Annotated in this window: 17 protein-coding genes; 12 read left to right on the forward strand and 5 right to left on the reverse strand. The window is 56.6% G+C overall.

Annotated elements, in window-relative coordinates; genetic code table 11:
• The first annotated feature begins 162 nt into the window (after positions 1–162).
• The 12 genes from dppB to SD961_RS04255 all read left to right on the forward strand — a co-directional run bounded on the left by dppB (position 163) and on the right by SD961_RS04255 (position 16,859).
• Positions 163–1,182, forward strand: coding sequence for a dipeptide ABC transporter permease DppB (dppB, locus tag SD961_RS04200; RefSeq protein WP_306209504.1), 1,020 nt, complete (start codon positions 163–165; stop codon positions 1,180–1,182).
• 10 nt (positions 1,183–1,192) lie between these two features.
• On the forward strand, positions 1,193–2,095 hold the full coding sequence (gene dppC, locus SD961_RS04205) for a dipeptide ABC transporter permease DppC (protein WP_306209505.1): 903 nt from the start codon (positions 1,193–1,195) through the stop codon (positions 2,093–2,095).
• A gap of 11 nt (positions 2,096–2,106) precedes the next feature.
• The gene (dppD, locus tag SD961_RS04210) at positions 2,107–3,093 is read left to right on the forward strand and encodes a dipeptide ABC transporter ATP-binding protein (RefSeq protein ID WP_318789143.1); all 987 of its coding nucleotides are present in this window, start codon (positions 2,107–2,109) and stop codon (positions 3,091–3,093) included.
• Positions 3,083–4,087 (forward strand): dipeptide ABC transporter ATP-binding subunit DppF, encoded by a 1,005-nt coding sequence (gene dppF, locus SD961_RS04215; RefSeq protein WP_318789144.1) that lies wholly within the window; start codon positions 3,083–3,085, stop codon positions 4,085–4,087. The genes dppD and dppF overlap by 11 nt, the downstream gene beginning before the upstream one ends.
• Positions 4,088–4,594: 507 nt before the next feature.
• On the forward strand, positions 4,595–5,434 hold the full coding sequence (gene bcsO, locus SD961_RS04220; protein ID WP_318789145.1) for a cellulose biosynthesis protein BcsO: 840 nt from the start codon (positions 4,595–4,597) through the stop codon (positions 5,432–5,434).
• Positions 5,425–6,222 (forward strand): cellulose biosynthesis protein BcsQ, encoded by a 798-nt coding sequence (gene bcsQ / locus SD961_RS04225; RefSeq protein WP_318789146.1) that lies wholly within the window; start codon positions 5,425–5,427, stop codon positions 6,220–6,222. Before bcsO ends, bcsQ begins: the two co-directional genes overlap by 10 nt.
• Positions 6,223–6,311: 89 nt before the next feature.
• The gene (gene bcsA / locus SD961_RS04230; RefSeq protein WP_318789147.1) at positions 6,312–8,414 is read left to right on the forward strand and encodes a UDP-forming cellulose synthase catalytic subunit; all 2,103 of its coding nucleotides are present in this window, start codon (positions 6,312–6,314) and stop codon (positions 8,412–8,414) included.
• Positions 8,411–11,167 (forward strand): cellulose biosynthesis cyclic di-GMP-binding regulatory protein BcsB, encoded by a 2,757-nt coding sequence (bcsB, locus tag SD961_RS04235; RefSeq protein WP_318789148.1) that lies wholly within the window; start codon positions 8,411–8,413, stop codon positions 11,165–11,167. Before bcsA ends, bcsB begins: the two co-directional genes overlap by 4 nt.
• An 8-nt stretch (positions 11,168–11,175) precedes the next feature.
• Positions 11,176–14,982, forward strand: a complete 3,807-nt coding sequence (locus SD961_RS04240) for a cellulose biosynthesis protein BcsC (protein WP_318789393.1) — start codon at positions 11,176–11,178, stop codon at positions 14,980–14,982.
• Between the two features lie 2 nt (positions 14,983–14,984).
• Positions 14,985–15,452, forward strand: coding sequence for a cellulose biosynthesis protein BcsD (bcsD, locus tag SD961_RS04245; protein ID WP_318789149.1), 468 nt, complete (start codon positions 14,985–14,987; stop codon positions 15,450–15,452).
• An 11-nt stretch (positions 15,453–15,463) separates the two neighbouring features.
• A complete protein-coding gene (locus SD961_RS04250) occupies positions 15,464–16,462 on the forward strand; it encodes a glycosyl hydrolase family 8 (RefSeq protein WP_318789150.1) in 999 nt (332 codons plus the stop codon).
• Between the two features lie 181 nt (positions 16,463–16,643).
• Positions 16,644–16,859 carry a YdgH/BhsA/McbA-like domain containing protein gene (locus SD961_RS04255; RefSeq protein ID WP_306212780.1) on the forward strand — a complete coding sequence of 72 codons (216 nt, stop codon included), beginning with the start codon at positions 16,644–16,646 and terminating at the stop codon, positions 16,857–16,859.
• A gap of 133 nt (positions 16,860–16,992) precedes the next feature.
• Here SD961_RS04255 and SD961_RS04260 read toward each other — a convergent pair whose 3' ends face one another.
• The 5 genes from SD961_RS04260 to bcsE all read right to left on the reverse strand — a co-directional run bounded on the left by SD961_RS04260 (position 16,993) and on the right by bcsE (position 21,392).
• A complete protein-coding gene (locus SD961_RS04260) occupies positions 16,993–17,259 on the reverse strand; it encodes a type II toxin-antitoxin system RelE family toxin (RefSeq protein WP_024966337.1) in 267 nt (88 codons plus the stop codon).
• Complete coding sequence (locus tag SD961_RS04265; protein ID WP_318789151.1) at positions 17,243–17,467, reverse strand: DUF6290 family protein; 225 nt, start codon at positions 17,465–17,467, stop codon at positions 17,243–17,245. The genes SD961_RS04260 and SD961_RS04265 overlap by 17 nt, the downstream gene beginning before the upstream one ends.
• A gap of 570 nt (positions 17,468–18,037) precedes the next feature.
• Positions 18,038–19,669, reverse strand: a complete 1,632-nt coding sequence (gene bcsG, locus SD961_RS04270; protein WP_318789152.1) for a cellulose biosynthesis protein BcsG — start codon at positions 19,667–19,669, stop codon at positions 18,038–18,040.
• On the reverse strand, positions 19,666–19,851 hold the full coding sequence (bcsF, locus tag SD961_RS04275) for a cellulose biosynthesis protein BcsF (protein WP_306209524.1): 186 nt from the start codon (positions 19,849–19,851) through the stop codon (positions 19,666–19,668). Before bcsF ends, bcsG begins: the two co-directional genes overlap by 4 nt.
• The gene (gene bcsE, locus SD961_RS04280; protein ID WP_318789153.1) at positions 19,848–21,392 is read right to left on the reverse strand and encodes a cellulose biosynthesis protein BcsE; all 1,545 of its coding nucleotides are present in this window, start codon (positions 21,390–21,392) and stop codon (positions 19,848–19,850) included. Before bcsE ends, bcsF begins: the two co-directional genes overlap by 4 nt.
• Positions 21,393–21,503 lie beyond the last annotated feature (111 nt).

The raw sequence follows: 21,503 nt of genomic DNA on the forward strand, positions 1-21,503 counted from the left end.
GGCCGGTCTTTTCCGGCCCCTCTCTAAGTCGTACCGCTCGGAAGCAAAAGAATTGTCTGTGCGCCCTCCGGGGCGTCGCGGGGGAGAATATCCGTCGCAAGATGTGAGCAAATATAATCCTTCAGGCCATGAGTCTGCGGGAACTAAAAGAGAATCCGGAATATGTTGCAGTTCATACTCCGACGTCTGGGACTTGTCATCCCGACGTTTATTGGCATCACCCTGTTAACTTTCGCGTTTGTGCATATGATCCCGGGCGACCCAGTGCTGATTATGGCTGGCGAACGCGGTATCTCTCCAGAACGTCACGCGCAGTTGCTGGCCCAGATGGGTCTGGACAAGCCGCTGTGGCAACAATATGTCTCCTACGTCTATGGCGTGCTCCATGGCGATTTGGGCATCTCACTGAAAAGCCGCATCCCGGTCTGGCAGGAATTTGTTCCCCGCTTTAAAGCGACGCTGGAACTCGGTTTCTGCGCCATGATTTTCGCCGTTGCGGTGGGCATCCCGGTTGGGGTTCTGGCTGCGGTGAAGCGCGGTTCCATCTTTGATCACACTGCCGTTGGCATCTCGCTGACCGGCTATTCCATGCCGATTTTCTGGTGGGGAATGATGCTGATCATGCTGGTCTCCGTGCAGCTGAACCTGACGCCGGTTTCGGGGCGAATAGGCGATACGGTCTTCCTTGATGACAGCCAGCCGCTGACCGGCTTTATGCTGATCGATACCCTGTTCTGGGGCGAGCCGGGCGACTTCAAAGATGCGGTGATGCATATGATCCTGCCTGCCATCGTGCTGGGCACGATCCCGCTGGCCGTTATCGTGCGTATGACCCGTTCCGCGATGCTGGAAGTGCTGGGCGAAGACTACATTCGTACCGCGCGTGCCAAGGGGCTGACGAGAATGCGCGTTATTGTGGTTCATGCGCTGCGCAACGCCATGCTGCCTGTAGTGACCGTGATCGGTCTGCAGGTCGGTACGTTGCTGGCCGGAGCCATTCTGACCGAAACCATCTTCTCCTGGCCGGGTCTGGGCCGCTGGCTGATCGATGCGCTTCAGCGTCGTGACTATCCGGTGGTGCAGGGCGGCGTGCTGATGGTGGCCATTCTGATTATCGCCGTCAACCTGCTGGTTGATGTGCTCTACGGCGTGGTTAACCCGCGCATTCGCCACAAGAAATAAGGGGGCCAGGATGTCTTTAGTCGATCCAGGCAGCGTGAGCGCTGCACCCAAGCCCATGACCCCTCTGCAGGAGTTCTGGCACTATTTTAAACGTAATAAAGGCGCGGTTATCGGGCTGGTTTACGTGGTTTTAATGTTCCTTATCGCGATTTTTGCTAACTTCGTCGCGCCACATGCGCCTTCCGAGCAGTTCCGTGATGCGCTGCTGCACCCGCCGGTCTGGCAGGATGGCGGTAGCTGGAAGTTTATCTTCGGTACGGATGACGTGGGCCGTGATGTGCTTTCCCGCCTGATGTATGGCGCGCGGCTGTCGCTGTTGGTTGGCTGTCTGGTGGTGGTGCTGTCGCTGATCTTAGGCGTGGTCTTTGGCCTGATCGCTGGTTACGTGGGCGGCGCAACGGATGCCGTGATTATGCGTCTGGTAGATATCATGCTGGCGCTGCCAAGCCTGCTGCTGGCACTGGTGCTGGTGGCCATCTTCGGACCTTCTATCGTCAACGCCTCCATAGCGCTGACCTTTGTCGCCCTGCCGCACTATATCCGCCTGACGCGTGCAGCGGTGCTGGTAGAGGTGAACCGCGATTACGTCACCGCCTCCAACGTGGCCGGTGCGGGCGCGCTGCGTCAGATGTTCATCAATATTTTACCAAACTGCCTGGCACCGCTGATCGTGCAGGCTTCTCTGGGCTTCTCCAACGCAATCCTCGATATGGCTGCGCTGGGCTTCCTGGGTATGGGTGCGCAACCGCCAACGCCGGAGTGGGGCACGATGCTCTCCGACGTGTTGCAGTATGCGCAAAGTGCCTGGTGGGTAGTCACCTTCCCTGGGGTGGCGATCCTGCTGACCGTACTGGCATTTAACCTGATGGGCGACGGCTTACGCGACGCGCTCGACCCGAAACTCAAGCAGTAAAGAGGCACCAGATGGCACTATTAAATGTAGACAAACTGTCGGTGCATTTCGGCGACGAGAAGGCACCGTTTCGTGCGGTAGACCGCATCAGCTACCAGGTTGAACAGGGCCAGGTAGTGGGCATTGTGGGGGAGTCTGGCTCCGGTAAATCGGTCAGCTCGCTGGCGATTATGGGGCTGATTGATTTCCCCGGCAAAGTGATGGCAGAAAAGCTGGAGTTCAATCAGCGGGATTTGAAACGCATCTCTGAAAAAGAGCGCCGCCAGCTGGTAGGCTCGGAAGTGGCGATGATTTTCCAGGACCCGATGACCAGCCTTAATCCCTGCTATACCGTAGGTTTCCAGATTATGGAAGCGATCAAGGTCCATCAGGGCGGCAACAAGAAAACCCGCTACCAGCGTGCAATCGATCTGCTGAACCAGGTGGGTATTCCAGACCCCGCTTCCCGTCTTGATGTTTATCCGCATCAGCTCTCCGGCGGCATGAGCCAGCGCGTGATGATCGCCATGGCGATTGCCTGTCGGCCAAAGCTGCTGATTGCTGATGAACCTACTACCGCGCTGGATGTGACCATTCAGGCGCAGATTATTGAGCTGCTGCTCGATCTGCAACGCCAGGAGAACATGGCGCTGATCCTGATTACTCACGACCTGGCGTTGGTGGCCGAAGCTGCCCAACATATCATCGTGATGTATGCCGGACAGGTAGTAGAAACCGGTAAAGCGGTTGATATCTTTAAGGCGCCGCGTCATCCCTATACGCAGGCTCTGCTGCGTGCGTTGCCTGAGTTTGCCGCTGACAAAGCGCGGCTCGCGTCGCTGCCGGGCGTTGTGCCGGGTAAATATGACCGTCCGAACGGCTGCCTGCTGAACCCGCGCTGCCCCTATGCGACTGACCGTTGTCGTGTTGAAGAACCTGAACTCCGTGATATTCCGGGGCGTCAGTCCAAATGCCATTATCCTCTGGATGATGCCGGGAGACCAACTTATGAATCCTGAACAAAACTCCGCGCTGCTGATGCAGGCGATCGATCTGAAAAAGCATTACCCGGTGAAGAAAGGGATGTTTGGTCAGGAGCGGTTGGTGAAGGCGCTGGATGGCGTCTCCTTTAACCTGGAGCGTGGTAAAACGCTGGCAGTAGTCGGCGAGTCAGGCTGTGGTAAATCCACGCTGGGTCGCCTGCTGACCATGATTGAAACCCCGACCGAAGGCCAGCTTTTCTACCAGGGACAGGATCTGCTTAAGCACGATCCGGCGGCGCAAAAGCTGCGTCGTCAGAAAATCCAGATTGTGTTTCAGAACCCGTATGGCTCGCTGAACCCGCGTAAAAAGGTCAGCCAGATCCTGGAAGAGCCGCTGCTGATTAATACCTCTCTCAGCAAAGCAGAGCGCCGCGAAAAAACGCTGGCGATGATGGCGAAAGTGGGCCTGAAGAGCGAGCATTACGATCGCTATCCGCACATGTTTTCTGGCGGCCAGCGCCAGCGTATTGCTATTGCACGCGGCCTGATGCTGGATCCGGACGTGCTGATTGCCGATGAACCCGTGTCGGCGCTGGACGTCTCGGTGCGTGCTCAGGTGCTTAACCTGATGATGGATTTACAGCAGGAGCTGGGACTTTCATACGTCTTTATCTCGCACGATCTGTCAGTGGTGGAGCACATTGCGGACGAAGTGATGGTGATGTATCTGGGGCGCTGCGTGGAGCGGGGCACCAAAGAGGCGATCTTTGCGAACCCGCGTCACCCATACACGCAGGCGCTGCTCTCTGCCACGCCACGTCTGAATCCGGATGAGCGTCGTGAACGCATTAAGCTGACCGGGGAGCTGCCAAGTCCGTTAAGCCCGCCGCCAGGCTGTGCGTTTAACGCCCGCTGTCGCCGTCGTTTCGGACCTTGTACCCAGCTTCAGCCTCAGCTTAAGCAGTATGGCGAGCAGCAGATTGCCTGTTTTGCCGTTGACCAGGATGAAGGTCAGCCGGTCGGCAACTAAAGCGGACCGGCAGGGCAGAAGGGCGGACCCAGAGTCCGCCCTTTTTTATGGGTTAAAATTATAACAAAAAGAGAGGGTTATCAGCTGACTTCGCCTGTTGCACTCAGGACCGTTTCTTTCTACTGGCTTCACTTTGTTTCAGGACCACCGGATAAAGTAGTGAGCCAGGGCCAACGAAAAGTGACTTATGTCAAATATTTACCTCTGCCAGCACATTCCTGGATAACTTCTTCTAAAGTATTTCTAAACTTAAAAAAAGAAGGGTATTCCCTTTCTCTGGTCGCACTCATCACATCGCAAAAATATTTAATTAACCCGACGAAATTACTTAATTAAGGAAAATAATAACAAAGTTGATTGATAGTCTGCGTAGTCATTTATTTTATCTGTAATGAAAAGTTAATTATTCACTCCACAGACGCTTAACTGGCGATAAGAATAATCTGATGCAAATAATGTTTATATGCTATATTGCCGCAAAATCCCCCACTCCTCGCGATCGCTCCCATGAAAAGTTATGATGATCTGCAGCGTTTTAAAGAAAAAACGCAAACAAACCATATCGAATTCAAGGATATGTCTGAACAGACGAAGAATTCAGACGGTGCCAACTGGGCGATCATCAAACAGCTGATGAACGAGGGGGCGGAAGCGGCATTGGGTAACGGTCAGCTGACAGATATCGCTGCGCCCCAGCCCATTACCAACGACACTTTTACGGCAGAGCATGCCTCTTCACAGGCGCTGCCGACGCAGCCTCACTCGCTGAGGCCACAGCCTGTGGCACAGGCTTCCGCGCAGCCGCACAGCGTTGCGGCCTTTGTGGCAAAACCGGCTGCCGTGCAGGTTGGGGCTTCACTGCTGGAAAGCATTGCTGCTTCGCTGAAGCCTGTTCCCGCAGAGGAACCCGCGCCAGCAGAGCCTGCAACTGCCGCCGCAGAGTTCCTGTCGACGACAAATCCGTTAGCCGCAGCGCAGGCATTTAATCCGCTGGCAGCACGGCTGGCTCAGACGGTAAATACATCAGCCGCAGCGCAGCCAGCCAGTCCGCTGGCGGCAGCGCAACCGGCTCAGGCGGTAAATCCGTTGGCCGCAACGCAGGCCACCGGGCCAGCGCCGGCTTCGTCTCTGCTGGCTTCGCTGGCAGCGGCACCTTCTGCCCCCACAACGCCTTTTGCAGCGGCTACTCCGCAGCCGGTTGCGACTGCACAAGGCGCGCCTGTGCAACCAACAGCGGAACAGCTGCCGCGCTTCAGGCAGCTGTTCAGTGCGAAGCCTGCGTCAGTCGCGATTTCTAAAGACACTTTGCTGCAACCTCTGCTGGAGAGAATTGCCTCATGCCGTTAGTTTGCGTTTGTTCTCCCAAAGGTGGCGTGGGTAAAACCACTATGGCTGCCAACCTGGCTTACACCCTTGCCCGTGGCGGCAGCAAAGTGCTGGCTATCGACTTTGATGTGCAAAACGCCCTGCGTCTGCACTTTGGTGTTCCGCTCTCTGATGGCCGCGGTTACGTGGCTAAATCGGCAGAATCGCCGGACTGGAGCCAGTCAATTTTAACCACCGGCGGCAACATTTTTGTGATGCCTTATGGTGACGTAACGGAAGAGCAGCGGGTTGAGTTTGAAAATAATTTATCCCGCGATCCCAACTTCCTTACCCGCGGCCTGCATACCGTTCTCAACTATCCTGGCCTGGTGATTGTGGCTGATTTCCCGCCAGGGCCTGGACCCGCCCTAAAGGCTATGACCGATCTTGCCGATTTACACCTTGTAGTGATGCTGGCGGATACCGCTTCGCTGTCACTGTTGCCGCAGATCGAAAACGACAAAATGATTGGCGGCGCGCTTAATCACCGTTCAGGACACTTTTTTGTGCTGAACCAGAGCGACAGCCGCCGCAATATCAGTCGTGACGTGACCGCCTTTATGCAGCAGCGACTGGGCGACCGGTTGCTCGGCGTGGTAAATCGCGATGAGAGCGTGGCGGAAGCCAATGCCTCGCAGCAGTCTGTCTTTGATTTCAGCCCGGTTTCCGCTGCCGCTTTTGATATTGAGATTGTCGGCAAGCGTATTGCCGCCCTGCTCAACATCACCGTAGGCGACGGTGAGATGCAGGCTCCGCTGAGATCGCGTTAATCGAGGGCGGTGCCGTCGGGTAAGGATGCCTGAAACACCGTGGTGCGTTCGCTGCGGTAAAATAATAGTTCCGTTTTTCAGGATGACTCATGAAAAAAGTCCTGTACTACCTGCTGCTGTTGGTATTATTCCCACTCGCCGCAGTGATTGTTATCACGCCTATGGACAGCCAAAAGCAGTATATTTTTGGCCTGGTCTCCATTGCCATTCTTATTCTTCTCGGCTTCAGTAAAAGCCGCAAAATCTCTATGGTAATGGTGTTCCTCTCGGCATTAATGTCGACGCGTTATATTTTCTGGCGCGCTACCGAAACGCTCTCGTTTAATTCTGAAGTAGAAGCCATTCTCGGCATCGGACTATTTATTGCCGAGGTCTATGTCTGGCTGATCCTGATCCTGGGCTACCTGCAAACATCATGGCCGCTTAAGAGAACTATCGAGCCGATGCCGGAAGACATTAACTTATGGCCGACCGTGGATATCTACGTGCCGAGCTATAACGAAAGCCTTGATGTGGTGCGTGACACCGTGCTTGCCGCGCAGTGTATTGACTATCCGCGCGACAAAATCAAAATCTACCTGCTGGATGACGGCAAGCGTAGCGAGTTTGCGGTGTTCGCTGCCGATGCGGGCGTGGGCTACATCACACGTGATGATAACCGCCATGCGAAAGCGGGTAATCTTAACCACGCCATGCGTATCACCAAAGGTGAGCTGATTACCGTTTTTGACTGTGATCATGTTGCCACCCGTGCCTTCCTGCAGGCGACGGTTGCGCCGTTCCTGCGCGATCCCAAACTGGCCCTGTTACAGACGCCACACTACTTCTATTCCCCGGACCCATTTGAACGTAACCTGAAGGCCGCACGTGAAATCCCGAATGAAGGCGCGCTGTTCTACGGCCCGGTGCAGCAGGGTAACGATAACTGGAACGCGACCTTCTTCTGCGGCTCCTGTGCGGTTATTCGCCGTTCAGCGCTGGAAGAGATTGGCGGCTTCGCCACGGAAACCGTGACCGAAGATGCCCACACGGCGCTGAAAATGCAGCGTCGCGGCTGGAAGTCTGCCTTCCTGGCGCTGCCGCTGGCCGCTGGTCTGGCAACGGAGCGTCTGGGTCTGCATATCATTCAGCGTACCCGCTGGGCGCGTGGCATGACGCAGATTTTCCGCGTGGATAACCCCTTGTTTGGCCGTGGCCTGAAATGGCAGCAGCGTCTCTGCTACCTGAACGCCATGCTGCACTTCCAGTTTGGCCTGCCGCGGGTGATCTTCCTGACTGCACCGCTGGCCTACCTGCTGTTTAACCTGAACATTATTCACTCTTCGGCCAGCTTGATTTTTGCCTATGTGCTGCCGCACCTGGTGATGTCGCTGTACGTAAACTCCCGTATGAATGGCCGCTTCCGCGCCACCTTCTGGGGCGAGATTTACGAAACGGTGATGGCCTTCCATCTGGTTATCCCGACGATCCTGACCATGATTTCTCCGAAGCACGGCAAATTCAACGTAACGGATAAGGGCGGTCTGCTGGACGTGGGCTTCTTTGACTTCAACATCGTGCGTCCTCACGTTATCTGCGCCTCGCTGCTGCTGATTGGCGTGGTGAGCGGCATTGTACGCGCCGTGGCGCATGACTACTTTGGCGTGGATCCTTACGTGATTGCGCTGAACGTCGGCTGGGCGATATTCAGCCTGATCATTCTGATGGCGGCGATTGCCGTTGCGCGTGAGACCAGGCAGACACGTAAAACTATCCGCGTTGAAGTCAGCCTTCCTGTGGTGCTGCATTACGCCAGCGGTATCTCTTCACGCACCACCACCGTGAATCTGTCGATGGGCGGCGCGCAGGTTGTGGCACCGGATGACCGTCATGAAGCGGATGCAATTGAAGCCATTGATGTGATGCTGCAATCCGGCACGATCTCTATTCCGGTGGGCATTATCGGCGCTGAAGATGGCGTGATCCGGCTTAAGTTTGACGAGATGCCGCTCTCGCGCCGCCGTGAACTGGTGCGCGTGGTGCTTTCCCGCGCCGATGCCTGGATTAAACCGGAAGGGCCGAAAGACAAACCTTTCCGTTCCCTGATAACCATTATTCGTACTGTATTTGAATTGTTCTGGCTGACCTGGAAAGACCGCCGCGCTAAGCGTCAGCGTCAGGCCGTGAAGGCTGAAGAGGATGGCGTGGCATGAAGCGACTGATATTACCTGCGCTCTGTTTTACCGGCGTACTGACGCTGGGCAGCGTCTGGGCCGCGGCTGAAGGGGTAACTCAGGACAGCAGCGCGCTGTCACAGATCCCGCCGCCGGCGGGCGTCGGCGAGCCTTCCGCGGCGCAAGCCACCACGCCTGGTGATTATTCTGCTCAGATGAATCAGGCAAACAGCAACGCTGCGGCCATGCCGTGGCGCCAGCCAGCCGATCCGGCTGCAGGCACGTCTGCGCCGTCGGCCGGGCAAGGTTCGCCAGCGACAGGGCAGGGTTCGTTCTCAGCAGAGCAAAGCTCACCAGTGATGGGACAAGGCTCGCCTTCAGCAGAGCAAAGCTCACCAGTGATGGGGCAGGACTCGTCCTCAGCAGAGCAAGGCTCGCCAGTAATGGGGCAGGACTCGTCCTCAGCAGAGCAAAATTCACCAGCGATGGGACCGGGTTCGCCAGCAGTAGAGCAATACGCCCCGGCCGGAGCAACCGCGCAGCCAGATCCAGCGACCGGCCTGCCTGCGGGCCTGCCGCCGCTGCCTGCGCCTGTAGCCAGCGCACCTGCTGCCAGCACCACCATGCTGAACCAGCCGCTTTCCAGCACCGTTTCGGTCGGCCAGATGGGGCAGACTAACGGTATCTTACTTACCGGCGGTCAGTTGCAGTCCGGGATTGTCTTCACGCTGCCAACGGATGAAGTGATCACTAACGCGCGCCTCAACCTGTCGCTTAAAGTGTCGCCGGCGCTCGCCGCCCGTAATACCTCACTGCAATTAATGCTGAATGGCCAGCCGCTGGGCACCCTGCCGCTGAGTGCTTCAGACAATGCCAGCGAAGATTATCAGCTCGATATTCCCGCCGCGATGGTGGTCTCCAACAACAACCTGAGCTTTAAAATTAACGATGCTGACCAACTGCTGTGTGAGCGCGACAGTGCCAGCCAGTATCAGGTCACCATCCTGCCAAAAACCACGCTGTCGCTGGAAGGGCAGCAGCTCAATATTGGCAACGTGCTGCGTAATTTCCCGCGTCCGTTTATCGATCCGCTGCGTATGACGCCATCAGTGGTGACGATGGTCTTTGGTCAGGCCGTTTCGCCGGGCGAAGTCAGCGCGGCGGCCATCGTCTCCTCCTGGTTGGGCATTCAGACCGACTACCGTGGCATCAGCTTCCCGGTGCTGCGTAATGAGCTACCGGAGAAAAACGGTATTGTGTTTGCGCGCCCTGGGCAAATGGTTGCTGGCATCGCCATACCGAATGTTACCGGTCCGGTTCTGCAAATTATTGATAACCCGGTAAACCCGGTTTATAAGCTGATGCTGGTGATCGGCAAAACAGACGATCAGCTCCGGCAGGCCGCCTGGCGTCTGACTCAGCCGTTGAGCGTGGATGTTCCCTCCCTGGCCGTTGCCATGCAAAATATCCCGGTCAGCAAGCCCTATGACGCTCCTCGCTGGATCAACACCGATCGTCCGGTTCGCCTCAACGATCTGCTGCGTAAAGATCAAAGCATGACCACTACCGGGATCTGGCACGATGCGCTGCGGGTGAATTTCCGCGCCGCGCCGGATCTCTTCCTGTGGGATGGCGACACCCTACCGGTGGAGCTGAACTACCGTTTTCCCTCTGAAACCTGGATCGATGAAGACAAATCCTTCCTCAACGTCACTCTGAACGGCACTTTTCTGCGCAATTTGTCGGTGAACAAAGTGGGCCTGCTGGAGAATATCTGGCACCGTCTGGGCGGCGATGCACGTCAGGAAAATTACACCCTGAAGCTCGATCCTTATCTGATTTATGGCGATAACCAGTTGCAGCTCTATTTCAACATCAAACCCAAAGAGGATGCGCCCTGCAGCGTGCTGACCAATAACAACATCAAGAGCCGCATCGAAGACAACTCCTATATTGACCTGAGCAATACGCGTCACTTTACGCTGTTGCCAAACCTCTCTTACTTTGTGGGTGCCTCTTTCCCGTTCACCCGGCTGGCGGACTATTCGCAGACGGTGCTGTTGCTGCCCTCCATGCCAGGTAATGCTGAAATCAGTACGCTGCTGGAGATGGCAGGTCGTTCAGGTAATGCCACCGGCGTAGCGCTGAGCCATAACAGCGTGATGTTTGGCATCCCTGCGGGCGGCACCTCGCTGGATCGTTTGCGGCACAGCGACGTGCTGGCCGTTTCCACACTTTCTCAGACCGCCTTTAACCAGGCTATGTTGCAGGGCACCCCTTACGAGTTGAACGGGCATACGTTGGGCGTTAAGGAGCCAACACTGCTGGATAACCTGCGCGGCTGGCTGACCGGCGACTGGTATCGTCAGGCCGTTGATGCCGATCGCTACTTATCTTCCAACGAAGACTGGCGTGGCTTCATCAGCTACGGTTCGCCGTGGAACAATGAACGGCTGGTGGTGATGACCGTGGCAACCGATGATGTGCAGCTTTCCCGTCTGCACCACGATCTGACCTCACCGCGTATTAACGCCGGTATCCGTGGCGACACCGCGATTATTACCGATGAAAACGGCATTCGCAGTTTCCGGGTTGGCGCGCAGTTCCCGAGCGGACAGATGCCGTGGTACATGATGGTTATCTGGTATGCCAGCCAGCATGCCGTTGTGCTGGCATTGCTGGCGCTGCTGTTCTCTGTACTGGTGGGGCTGAGCACCGTAGTGCTGCTGAAGCGTCACGCCTGGAAGCGCCTGAACCCGCAGCATGATCCGTCCCCTGGCGAGAAGAAGTAATGACCATGATGAAAATAAAAACGCTTACCGCCAGAGTTCGTCAGCATTGGGTGCCAGGCATCACCTTAGTCGCTTCTGCGCTGGTTTTCCCGGCGCTGGCAGCAGAGAGTAATCCGGCCATTCAGGCGCTGTTCGATCAGGCCAACTACTGGCACCAGAAGGCGCATGATGAGCTGGCTCGCGATGCGCTCAACAAGGTGCTGATGGTGGATCGCGGCAACACGCAGGCGCTCTATTTGATGGCGCTTTGGGCGCAGCAGAGCGGCGACTCGGCAACGGCCGCTACATGGCGCACCCGCCTGAGCGAAGCCTCACCCAACGATCCGCGCCTGGTGGAGCTGGACCAGGCCCGCCAGTTGCAGTCTGTGCCGACAGCGCAGCTTGCGTTGGCCCGCCAGCAGGCGCGCAGCGGTAACATTTCCGCTTCTCTGCAAACCTGGCGCAACACCTTCAGCGGCAATGAGCCGCCTGCCAGCGTTGCGGCGGAATATTACCTGACGATGGCGGGCGACCGCACGCTGCTGCCGCAGGCCGTCGATAATCTCCGTCAGTTCGCCGCGCAGAATCCTCAGGATACCGGCGCAAAACTGGCGCTGGGTAAGGCGCTGACCTACCAGGAATCGACCCGCCGTGAAGGGTTGCAGATGCTGGAAAGCATGGCTGACGGCAATCCGGATGCGGACCGTTCTCTGCGTCAGGCGCTGATGTGGTTAGGCCCGCAGCCGGGCGATGCACCGCTCTACCAGAACTACCAGCAGCGCCATCCGCAGGATCGCACGGTGATGGAGTATTACCGTAAGAATGCGGGCGGTGCCGAGAAAGGCCAGGGCTTTACCGCGCTGAACAGCGGCGACGTGAGCGGCGCGCAGTCGGCCTTTAGCCAGGTGCTTCAGGCTAATCCGCAGGATGCGGATGCGTTAGCCGGGCTGGGCTACGTTGCCCAGCGCAACGGTAACTATGCGGCCGCAGCCGACTATCTGGAGCGTGCGGCGAAGCAGGGCGGGGAAAACAGCCAGCAGCGTCAGCAGCAGGCGGCAGACGCCCGCTTCTATGCGCAGCTGGCTGCCGCGCAGCAGGCGGTGAAAGCGGGCAATACCGCTCAGGCGCTGAGCTTAAGCGAACCCTTAACCCAGGCCGAGGGCGAAAAAGGAATCTCCGCGAAGCTGTTCCGCGCGGACGTTCAGCGGCGCAGCAATCAGCCGGAGGCGGCAGAGCAGACTTACCGCTCCGTCCTGCAAAGCGACGCCGATAACCGTCCGGCGAAAGAGGGGCTGTTTTATGTACTGCGCCAGCAAAACCGTGGCGCTGAAGCCAGCACCCTGTTGTCATCCCTGCCGGACAGCGTGCGCGAAAGCGTGACGCCACGTCCCGCCGTCACCAGCGATCCGGTACGGCGTCAGGCTAAACAGGCGCTGGCAGCAGGCAATACGCAGCAGGCTATCGCCATTCTCCAGCAGGGTATTCAGCGTTTCCCCTCCGATCCCTGGGTGCGTCTGGATCTGGCCCGCCTTTATCAACAGCAGGGAAATAGTTCCCTGGCTGCCGGTATCATGCAGCCTGCTTTCCGTAGCGGCGCCAGCAACAATGAGATTTACGCCGCAGCGCTGTTCGCCAGCGAAAGCGGTGCCTGGCAGCAGGCACAGTCACTGATTGCCCGTATTCCTGCCCGCAGTCAGAGCAGCCAGATGCGTGAACTGTCGCGCCGTGCGAACTTCAACCTGCAAATGGCTGTGGCGCAGCAGTATCTGGCGCAGGGCGCAAACGCTGCTGCGGCAAACACGCTGAAGGCGCTGGCGGTGAACCCACCGGAGAACCCGGCAGATGCGGGTAATCTGGCGAAAGGCCTGGCCGATGCGGGCGATTTGTCCACGGCAGTCTCCGTGGTGCGCACCAATATGCAGCGCGGCGTGCAGGGTAACGCTGGCGACTATGCAGCCCAGGTCGCGGTGCTGAATCAGGCCGGTCTCAGTGGAGAGGCGCAGAGCTTCCTCAGCAACCCGGAACTGCAATCCCGCAGCACGCCAACCCAGCTGGCAGGCATTCAAAATGGCTATCTCATTCAGGAAGCTGACCGTCTGCGCGAGCAGAAGCAGTATGCCGCCGCTTACGACAAGCTGATTGGCGCGTTGCAGCACGACCCGCAAAACACCGACTTAATGTTCGCCATGGCGCGCCTCTATCAGTCCGGCAAAATGAATAAAGATGCTGGCGTTGTTTATGACTATCTGATGACCCGCGACACGCCAACTCAGGATGCTCGTGTGGGCGCAATCGACGTGGCGCTGGCTAACAACGACCTGCCGAAAGCGAAAGGCCTGGTAGCCGGGCTGCGCGGTGAGCAAACGCCGGAGCGCCTGCTGTTAATGGCGCGCGTGGCGGAAGCCGATGGCGATCACCAGCAGGCGCTGGCTTATCTGCGCACCGCGCGCGGTAAAATGATCGGCCTGGAAGGCGCGGCCACCGGCACCAGTCCAGCTATTGGCGGGCTGTCACTGGCAGACAACCCGTTTATTAACCGCACCACCCCTTCCCAGCGCCGCTCCCCTTCTGCCTACGGCGCTGTGATGCCGTGGCAGCAGGCTCCCGCAGGCAGCGATGCAGCGTTACAGACCACCAGCGTGGAGGTGCCTTCCCGGCAGAGCCGCACGCTGCATCAGATCGATACCATGATGGACGATCTACAGGAGCGGACCGGAACCTGGGCACAGGGTGGCGTACAGGTCAGAGGGCGCGATGGCGAGTCGGGCCTCAGCAAGCTGACAGAAGCGAAAGCGCCACTTACCTGGTCTACCGTGCCGTATGGCGACACGCGTTTTGACTTCACCCTGACGCCGGTAACCCTGAGCGCAGGCAGCGCTTCCAGTTCGGCGACGCCGCGTTTTGGTACGCAGGCGCTGGAACAGGGCCGCAGCGCCCAGGCTAATAATATTCTGCCGTCAGAAGTGAAGCTCAATTCACCCGGTTCGCAAAACGCTTCTGGCGTGGAAGTGAATCTGGGCCTGACTAACGATAAATTCAAAATTGATCTGGGTTCGACGCCGCTGGGGCAGGATCTCAGCACGCTGGTGGGCGGCATCCAGTGGTCGCCTAAGCTGACGGATTACCTGACGCTGATCCTGACTGGTGAACGCCGCGCCGTCACCGACAGCCTGCTCTCCTATGTGGGTGTGGAAGATAAGCTGAGCGGTAAACGCTGGGGCCGCGTGACCAAAAACGGCGGTAACGCGCTGTTAAGTTACGATAACGGCGATGCTGGCTTCTACTTTGGCGCGGGCGGCTACAGCTACCTGGGCGAGAATGTGGAGAGCAACCAGAGCGTTATGGGTTCGGCAGGGGCGTATGTCCGTCCGTTCCATGATGACAGCAGCGAGCTGAAAACAGGGATCAGCATGAGCTGGATGGATTTCTCGAAAAACCTCAGCTACTACACTTACGGCCAGGGCGGTTACTTCAGCCCGCAGAACTTTGTTGCCGTCTCGTTCCCGGTGGACTGGAGCAAGAATTACGACGATCTGAACGTGAAGGTGGGCGGCTCGGTGGGCTATCAGTCCTATTCACAGGATCGCAGCGCCTACTTCCCAACCGATCCGGACAAACAGGCGCAGCTGGAAAGCTATTACAATGGCGGTTACGCCACCGAGGCTTACTACGCTGGCGGCAGTAAAAACGGCATTGGTTATAATCTGCACGCGGGCGCGGACTACAAGGTGAACAGAGACGTGACCATCGGCGGTCAGTTGGGCTACGACACCTTTGGTGATTACAACGAAAGCACCGCGAAACTCTATTTCCGCTATATGCTCGGGGACAAATAAGCATGAGTGAACTTACACAGCGTACGCTGGATTACTATCGTCAGCAGCAGTATCAGCCAGGCTGGTTTGATTTACTGAGCGTGATGATTAACGGCATGCTGCGCAACGCAGGCGAGCGGGAGAGCCACGCTTTTCTGCAGCAGATGGGCGAGACGTTAGCGACCCGCTACCCGCTGGGCGCCTTACAAACCGTGGCGGATCTGGAGACGCAGATCAACGCGGTGCTGGCGCAGTTCAACTGGGGATTTGTCGATCTGCAGCCGCGTGAGAGCGCAATAGTGATCTCCCATATGGCGCTACCGCCGGGTGACGGCCTGATGGATGCCCGTCAGTGGCGCCAGGCATTAGGGGCGGTGCTGCTGGGCCTCTATGCGCGCTGGCTGCGCGATCAGGGTGGCAATCCTGCCGTGTCATTGGTTTGTGAAGAGACGGAGAGTGACGCCACGCTGAACTTCCGTTATCAGCTATGAGGAAGATAAAAATGTCTCTGCTAAGGGCGAGCGTTATCGTTATTGCGATGCTGCTGGGTTGCGCGCAGGCGACGGCGGCAGAGGGCTGGAGCAGCTTTAAAAGCCGCTTTATGACCAGCGACGGGCGCATTCAGGATACGGGCAACAACAACGTCAGCCATACCGAAGGGCAGGGCTATGGGATGCTGATGGCCGTCTGGTACAACGACCGCAGCAGCTTTGATAGCCTGTGGCGCTGGACCCAGCAGCACCTGAAGAACCCGCAAACCGGCCTGTTTTACTGGAAGTATAACCCCGCGGCGGCGGACCCGGTGGCTGACAAAAATAATGCCTCAGACGGGGATGTGCTGATCGCCTGGGCGCTGCTGAAGGCGGGCCAGAAATGGCAGAACCCCGCTTATCTGCAGGCTTCCGACCGTATTCAGAAAGCGATTGTAGACCGTGACGTGATCGCTTTCGGCGGCCAGACCGTGATGCTGCCGGGCAATCAGGGTTTCAACAAAACCAGCTACGTCGTTCTGAACCCTTCCTATTTCCTGTTTCCTGCCTGGCGCGACTTTGCCGCCCGCAGTCACCTGAAGGTCTGGAATAACCTGATCGACAGCGGCATGGATTTGCTGTCGAAGATGCGCTTTGGCGATGCCGGTTTGCCGGTTGACTGGGTAGCGCTGAATGCCGATGGCAGCGTAGCGCCCGCGACAGCCTGGCCGCCGCGCTTCAGCTATGACGCTATCCGCGTGCCGCTTTATCTCTACTGGTATGACGCACAAAGCCTGCAGCTGGTGCCGTTCCAGCGCTACTGGATGGGCTTCTCAAGACTGCAAACGCCCGCCTGGATTGATGTGATGAGCAACGATAAAGCTCCTTACAACATGGCAGGCGGCCTGTTGGCGGTGCGTGATTTAACGCTGAATCAGACCGGCTATCTCAGTGACCAGCTGGATAACAATGAAGATTACTTCTCCTCCAGCCTGCAACTGCTGGCCTGGCTGGCGCTGAAAGATCGCTGAATCAGTGGGCGGACGATTTTAATCAGAGCATCATTTCTGCCAGACTGTCTGGCAGAAATCTAAAAAGATTGATTGGCGCATCCTATGGCACCAATAGTTAGCGCAGTAATAGTAACATCAGTTATAATCTTTTCATCGGAGGCAAACAGTCTCCACACCATACAAATGAAGGATTATGACCATGAAAACCATGAAAACACTGTCACTTGCCGCTGTAGCCGCCCTGTCTCTGATCTCATTCGGTAGCTTCGCCCAGAGCGTGTCTGCCACCGCATCAACACTGGACGGTGCCGAAGCCAAAATCGCCGCACAGGCGCAGCAGCACGGTGACCAGTACAAAATCACCAGCGCCTATACCAATAACGGCGTGTACATGACCGCAGAACTGTACAAATAACGGATGGTTGCAAAAGGAAGTGCCGGAAGAGGTCGCCCACGTGGCGGCCTTTTTTGATCCGTAGCCGCCAATGTGCCGGATTGAACATAACATCTGTTGTACGCCGCGCATAAAAAAGCCCGCATAGCGGGCTTCAGTCGTAGACTTCACGTCGATGGCCGATGATGGCCGCCAGAATAACCAGCTCGTCGTCCCTGATCTCACACAGAATACGATAATCACCGACCCGATAACGCCAGAACTCGCCCAGCTCACCTTTGAGCGGCTTCCCTGACTGACGAGGATCGGCGGCAACAGCAATGCGTAAATCCATAAAATCCACAATCCGTCGCGCGTTCTGTTTATCCATCTTACGTAACGATTTCAGAGCCCGGTCGGAATAGTTAATCGTCCAGACCAAGTGACTTCCTCACGTCATCAGACGAATGCACCTCTTCATCACCACGGCGAACACGTGCTGCTGTTTCTGCAGAAAGATAATAATCTTCCAGGTCTTCTAAATGCGTCAGTATTGCTTCCCGCGCATAGAATGTCTTTGTTCGCCCGGTTTGCTTCGCCAGCGAGTCCAGACGTGCCTCAATCTCATCAGATAATCGAATAGCCAGCATGCAGACCTCCTGAATTACAACCGCTATACATGTATATCGCACTATACAACAGCTCCAATTAGAGGGCAAAAAATAGTCTACCCATACCTCTTGATAACCTGCTTACTGTCGAGATATACAGTTAGAGGGCTTTTCTCCTAAACGTTAAAAGGATATCTGTCATGGCTCTTAAACCTGGTCCTAAAAGAATTGCTGAATCAACTGGGAAACCGGATCAACGTCAACGTGATAACAAAAACACTCCGGGGAATACTCCAGAGTTAAAACCCAGTAAGTCATCAAAAAAATAATCACTGCAACATGAATCGCTCAGAAGCCCTCCGGGGCTTTTTTTGTACCCGCCACGCGGGCGGATTTACCATAATATCCGTTGCGCCCCTCCGCGCTTATCTGCCGCCTTCGGATCAAAAGATGCATCTTTACCTTGTCAAAATTCCTGAAAAACGCCTTGATAAGTTTTAACCCGGTGCATGGCTATGCACAGAAGTGCCTGGCCGGGATTTTAGCGGCTAAAATCCGGTGAAGGCCCTGAAAGACATTCCAGGGCTCCGTTTCCCAAACGGAGCCCTCTCAGTTCGGATAAGCTACCCACTCTCCGCCGTTGAGCCGTATCCAGGGTTTGCCCTGGTACATCATCACCACGGCATTGTCGTTCTCGGAAATAACCGGCGTCTGCGGCAGGTTTTCCGTGAGCACCGACATATTCACATTGGCGGCGTTGAAGACCTGACCATCCACCACGCGGGAGACCAGAGCTGACAGGGCCTGCAAACTGAGCGGGGTTGAAACGTTTAGCGGCCCCTGATGCGGCGCCTTCATGCCGACAAACTTAATGCCAACCGGCACATGAGTAATGCCCGGACTGGGAATATCGCGCAGGCCGGACATCTGCATTTTGTCGCCCTGCAGCGCTGCGCCGTGTTCCGGCACCACCATCACCATTACCCGGCGGCCTGATTTATCAAGGTTGGTCAGAAACGCATCCAGCTGATCGAACAGCAGTTTCGCCCGTGGCTGCCAGGCGTCGGTTTTGCTGCTGCCCAGCTCTCTCGTGCCGTCATGCAGCGGGATCAGGTTGTAGAAGGTGGCGCTGCGGGCGTCGCTGCTTTTCTGCCGATCGTCCAGCCAGCGTTGCATCACCTCCGCATCGTTCAGCACCGGTGAGCTGTCAAAAGAGGTGAGTTCCGGCCTGATCCCGGCCTGCGACATCAGCGGCGCGCTCAGATTCCCCTGTTCACGTAGCTCCTGCAGATAGTTACCAAATACCCCTGTATGGTCCATCATCAGCTGCTGCTTAAAGCCAAGCTTTGCAAGATTATCAAAAAGATAGCAGCGCTGGTCGGCGGGTTTATAGAGATCGCTGTGCGAGCTCTGTCCGCAGCTTGCCCTTAACAAACGGATACCGGCCGGACCGCTGTAGCCTGTCGCCGAATTGTAATTGGTCATCATGATATCGAAATGCTTCCACAGCGGATGATCGCTCAGCTGAGCCGCCTCCATATCGGACCAGGCCAGCGAACAGATATTGATCACCAGGATATCGAACGGGGCCGAATCTGCCGGTAACGCGTCAGGAAAATGAGTGATCTGCTGTTTCTGGTTAGCGTAAAAGGTATTCAGATATGCGGTCAGATTGGTGTTGGTGGGCGGTGCCGATTGATCCAACCCGTCAGCGGGGGCCGGCTGCGGTGCACTATTTAACGTCACCGGCGGCGTGGCCTCTTTACCCGGTAACAGCGCAAAGGAAGGACCGGCAATATTCACTACGTTGATCCACAGCAGCATCAGTGACACCAGCACCGTCACCCTTATCCACTGGGCGATGAACAGGTAGAGCACCAGCATCACAAAAGCGGTTCCTACCATTTGCCAGTTGATAAAGCGGTTGGCAAGGTCCAGCAGATAAGCAGCGGAAAAGCCGGTGAGCTGGCTGCCCTGGCTCAGAATGCTCTCCGGTCCCGGCAGCCAGGTGTCGTGCCAGAACAGCCCGATGCCGATCGGCAGGGAGATCCAGTTGCGCAGGCGGTGCAGGCCGTCAGAGCGCACCGGCAAAACCAGCCAGGCAAGAAACACCAGGTTAGTCAGCGCATGAAAGTTCAGATAACCAAACCACAGCAGGCCAAATTTAAGCAGAAAATAGAGGTTCCAGCCGCCCAGTCCGCGCCAGCGTACAGGGGATTTAGCTTCATCAAGAGGGCTCATTGCTTGTCCGATGTTGAAGATTTACGTCGCCAGGTCCCTTCATATTTTAATGAGCGGGGCGGCGTGAAACGCAAGAGCAGCCCGTGCCACTTTTTCGGCAGCCAGCGGGCATAAAAAGGTTTAAGTAACAGCAGTAACAGCACCAGCAGCAGCAGGATCTGTACCCCATCCATCAGCGTCATAAGTCCTCTTCCGGTCGTTGGCCGAGGATAATATCTTGCGGCTGATGACGAGATTTCTCCACTTTCGGCGCTGGTGCAGCCTGCTCAGGCGCCGAAGCCGCAGGGGTCGCGTGCCATGCCGTTTTCACCTTTCCCGCCATCTGGCGCACCTCCGATAAAATTTGCAAATCTTCATACCAGACCAGCCGGTTAGTAAAAATTTCATCATGCGGCAGGCGGAAGATAAATTTCAGTGCGGTATCCAGATCGTTAAAACGACAGGAAGAGAGGAACACGTAAAGCCGATCGCTCGCCAGCGTGACCAGATCGCCATATCGCCGTGGCTTGCAGAGCGTCAGCGCCTGTTCTGGTTTCAGTTCAGGCACTGTGCGCAGCGCGACCAGTAACCCTTTGCCGTTTTCAGGTAGCAGCGTGTTGTTCACCAGCAGCATCACCGACTGAGAGAACGCTTCCGGTGAAAGATAGCCCCTCTCCTGCAAGGGCTGCATCGATTTCAGCAGAGCGGAAAGGTCAGCCGGTACGTGGCGGTTAAATAACTGGCCCTGAATACCTTCAAGGGTGGTCAGGAACCGGGAGAGGGGCGCGCTGAACGGGACGATGGCATTGACGCCGCAGGCCAGCAGCAGGCGCTCATCGCTGTAGCGCAGCGCCGTTTGCATCTCGCGTACCACGATTTTCAGCCCGCTCCCGCGGGAGATACGCAGGCTGTGAATCTGGCTCGCCATGTCGGCAATAGCGTCGCTGTGCTGCAGGGCAAAAACCACAGTGGCGGCACTGGCCTGCAGGGCGCGATCGTAAACCGCTCTGTTATCATCGAATAAAAGCCACAGGCTGGAGAGGGGGGGAGCGCCTTCAAGTACCGATTTTTCAGCAATACAGAGCTGCTCATCATTCAGGGTCAGCGGCGTATTCTGCTCATCCCGATCGATAAGCCTGAAACAGTGCTCACTGGCAGAGAGGCGCATTGCCCGGTCAGCCAGCATGCCATCGCCGTTTGCCCACCAGTTAATGCGGTAATGCCAGCTGTCCTGCTGCCAGTCAAGTTGCGAGAGGCCTTCAAGGTGACGATAAAATACCTGCAGATGATGACGAACGTTATTTATGCCCGATCCCGAGGTCACGATCAGCAGCGAAATTTGTTTGCCGCTTAACCAGCTCTGTAAGCGCTTCAGCCAGCTTTTTATCTCCTCTGCCGTTATTTTTTCCCACAACAGTGAGGAGGTAAAAAATATTATCAGCCGGGGCTTCTCCGGTAAAACCCGCGCCAGGTCATCGGTCAGATTCAACAGGGCCTGACGGTTTTCCGGCAGGGAAAAAAGAGGAATGGCATTCGGCCCTCCCTGAGGCGCCGGCGTAAGCAGCGCTTCAGGTTTGCTGCCGGAGGTGATTAAGGCAACCGAACGCTGCACGCTGATGCACTGGCGAGCCAGCAAACGCGCATCTTCTTCCCGGTCAGCGGTCACCCAATAACAACCAGCAGGCTGCATCAGCATGAGTTCATCCCGGACCTGTTCGAAACCCAATGTGAATGAAGAAGCCATAGTTTTTTCCGCAACACGTCCTGTTACATGGGTTAAATGTAGACCAGATAAAAGTTATTTTGAGAGGATCTTTCACTAAATATACATTACAACTTATACCAATCAGATTTA

This window comes from Erwinia sp. MMLR14_017 (genome assembly GCF_033657285.1).
GTDB lineage: Bacteria > Pseudomonadota > Gammaproteobacteria > Enterobacterales > Enterobacteriaceae > Erwinia.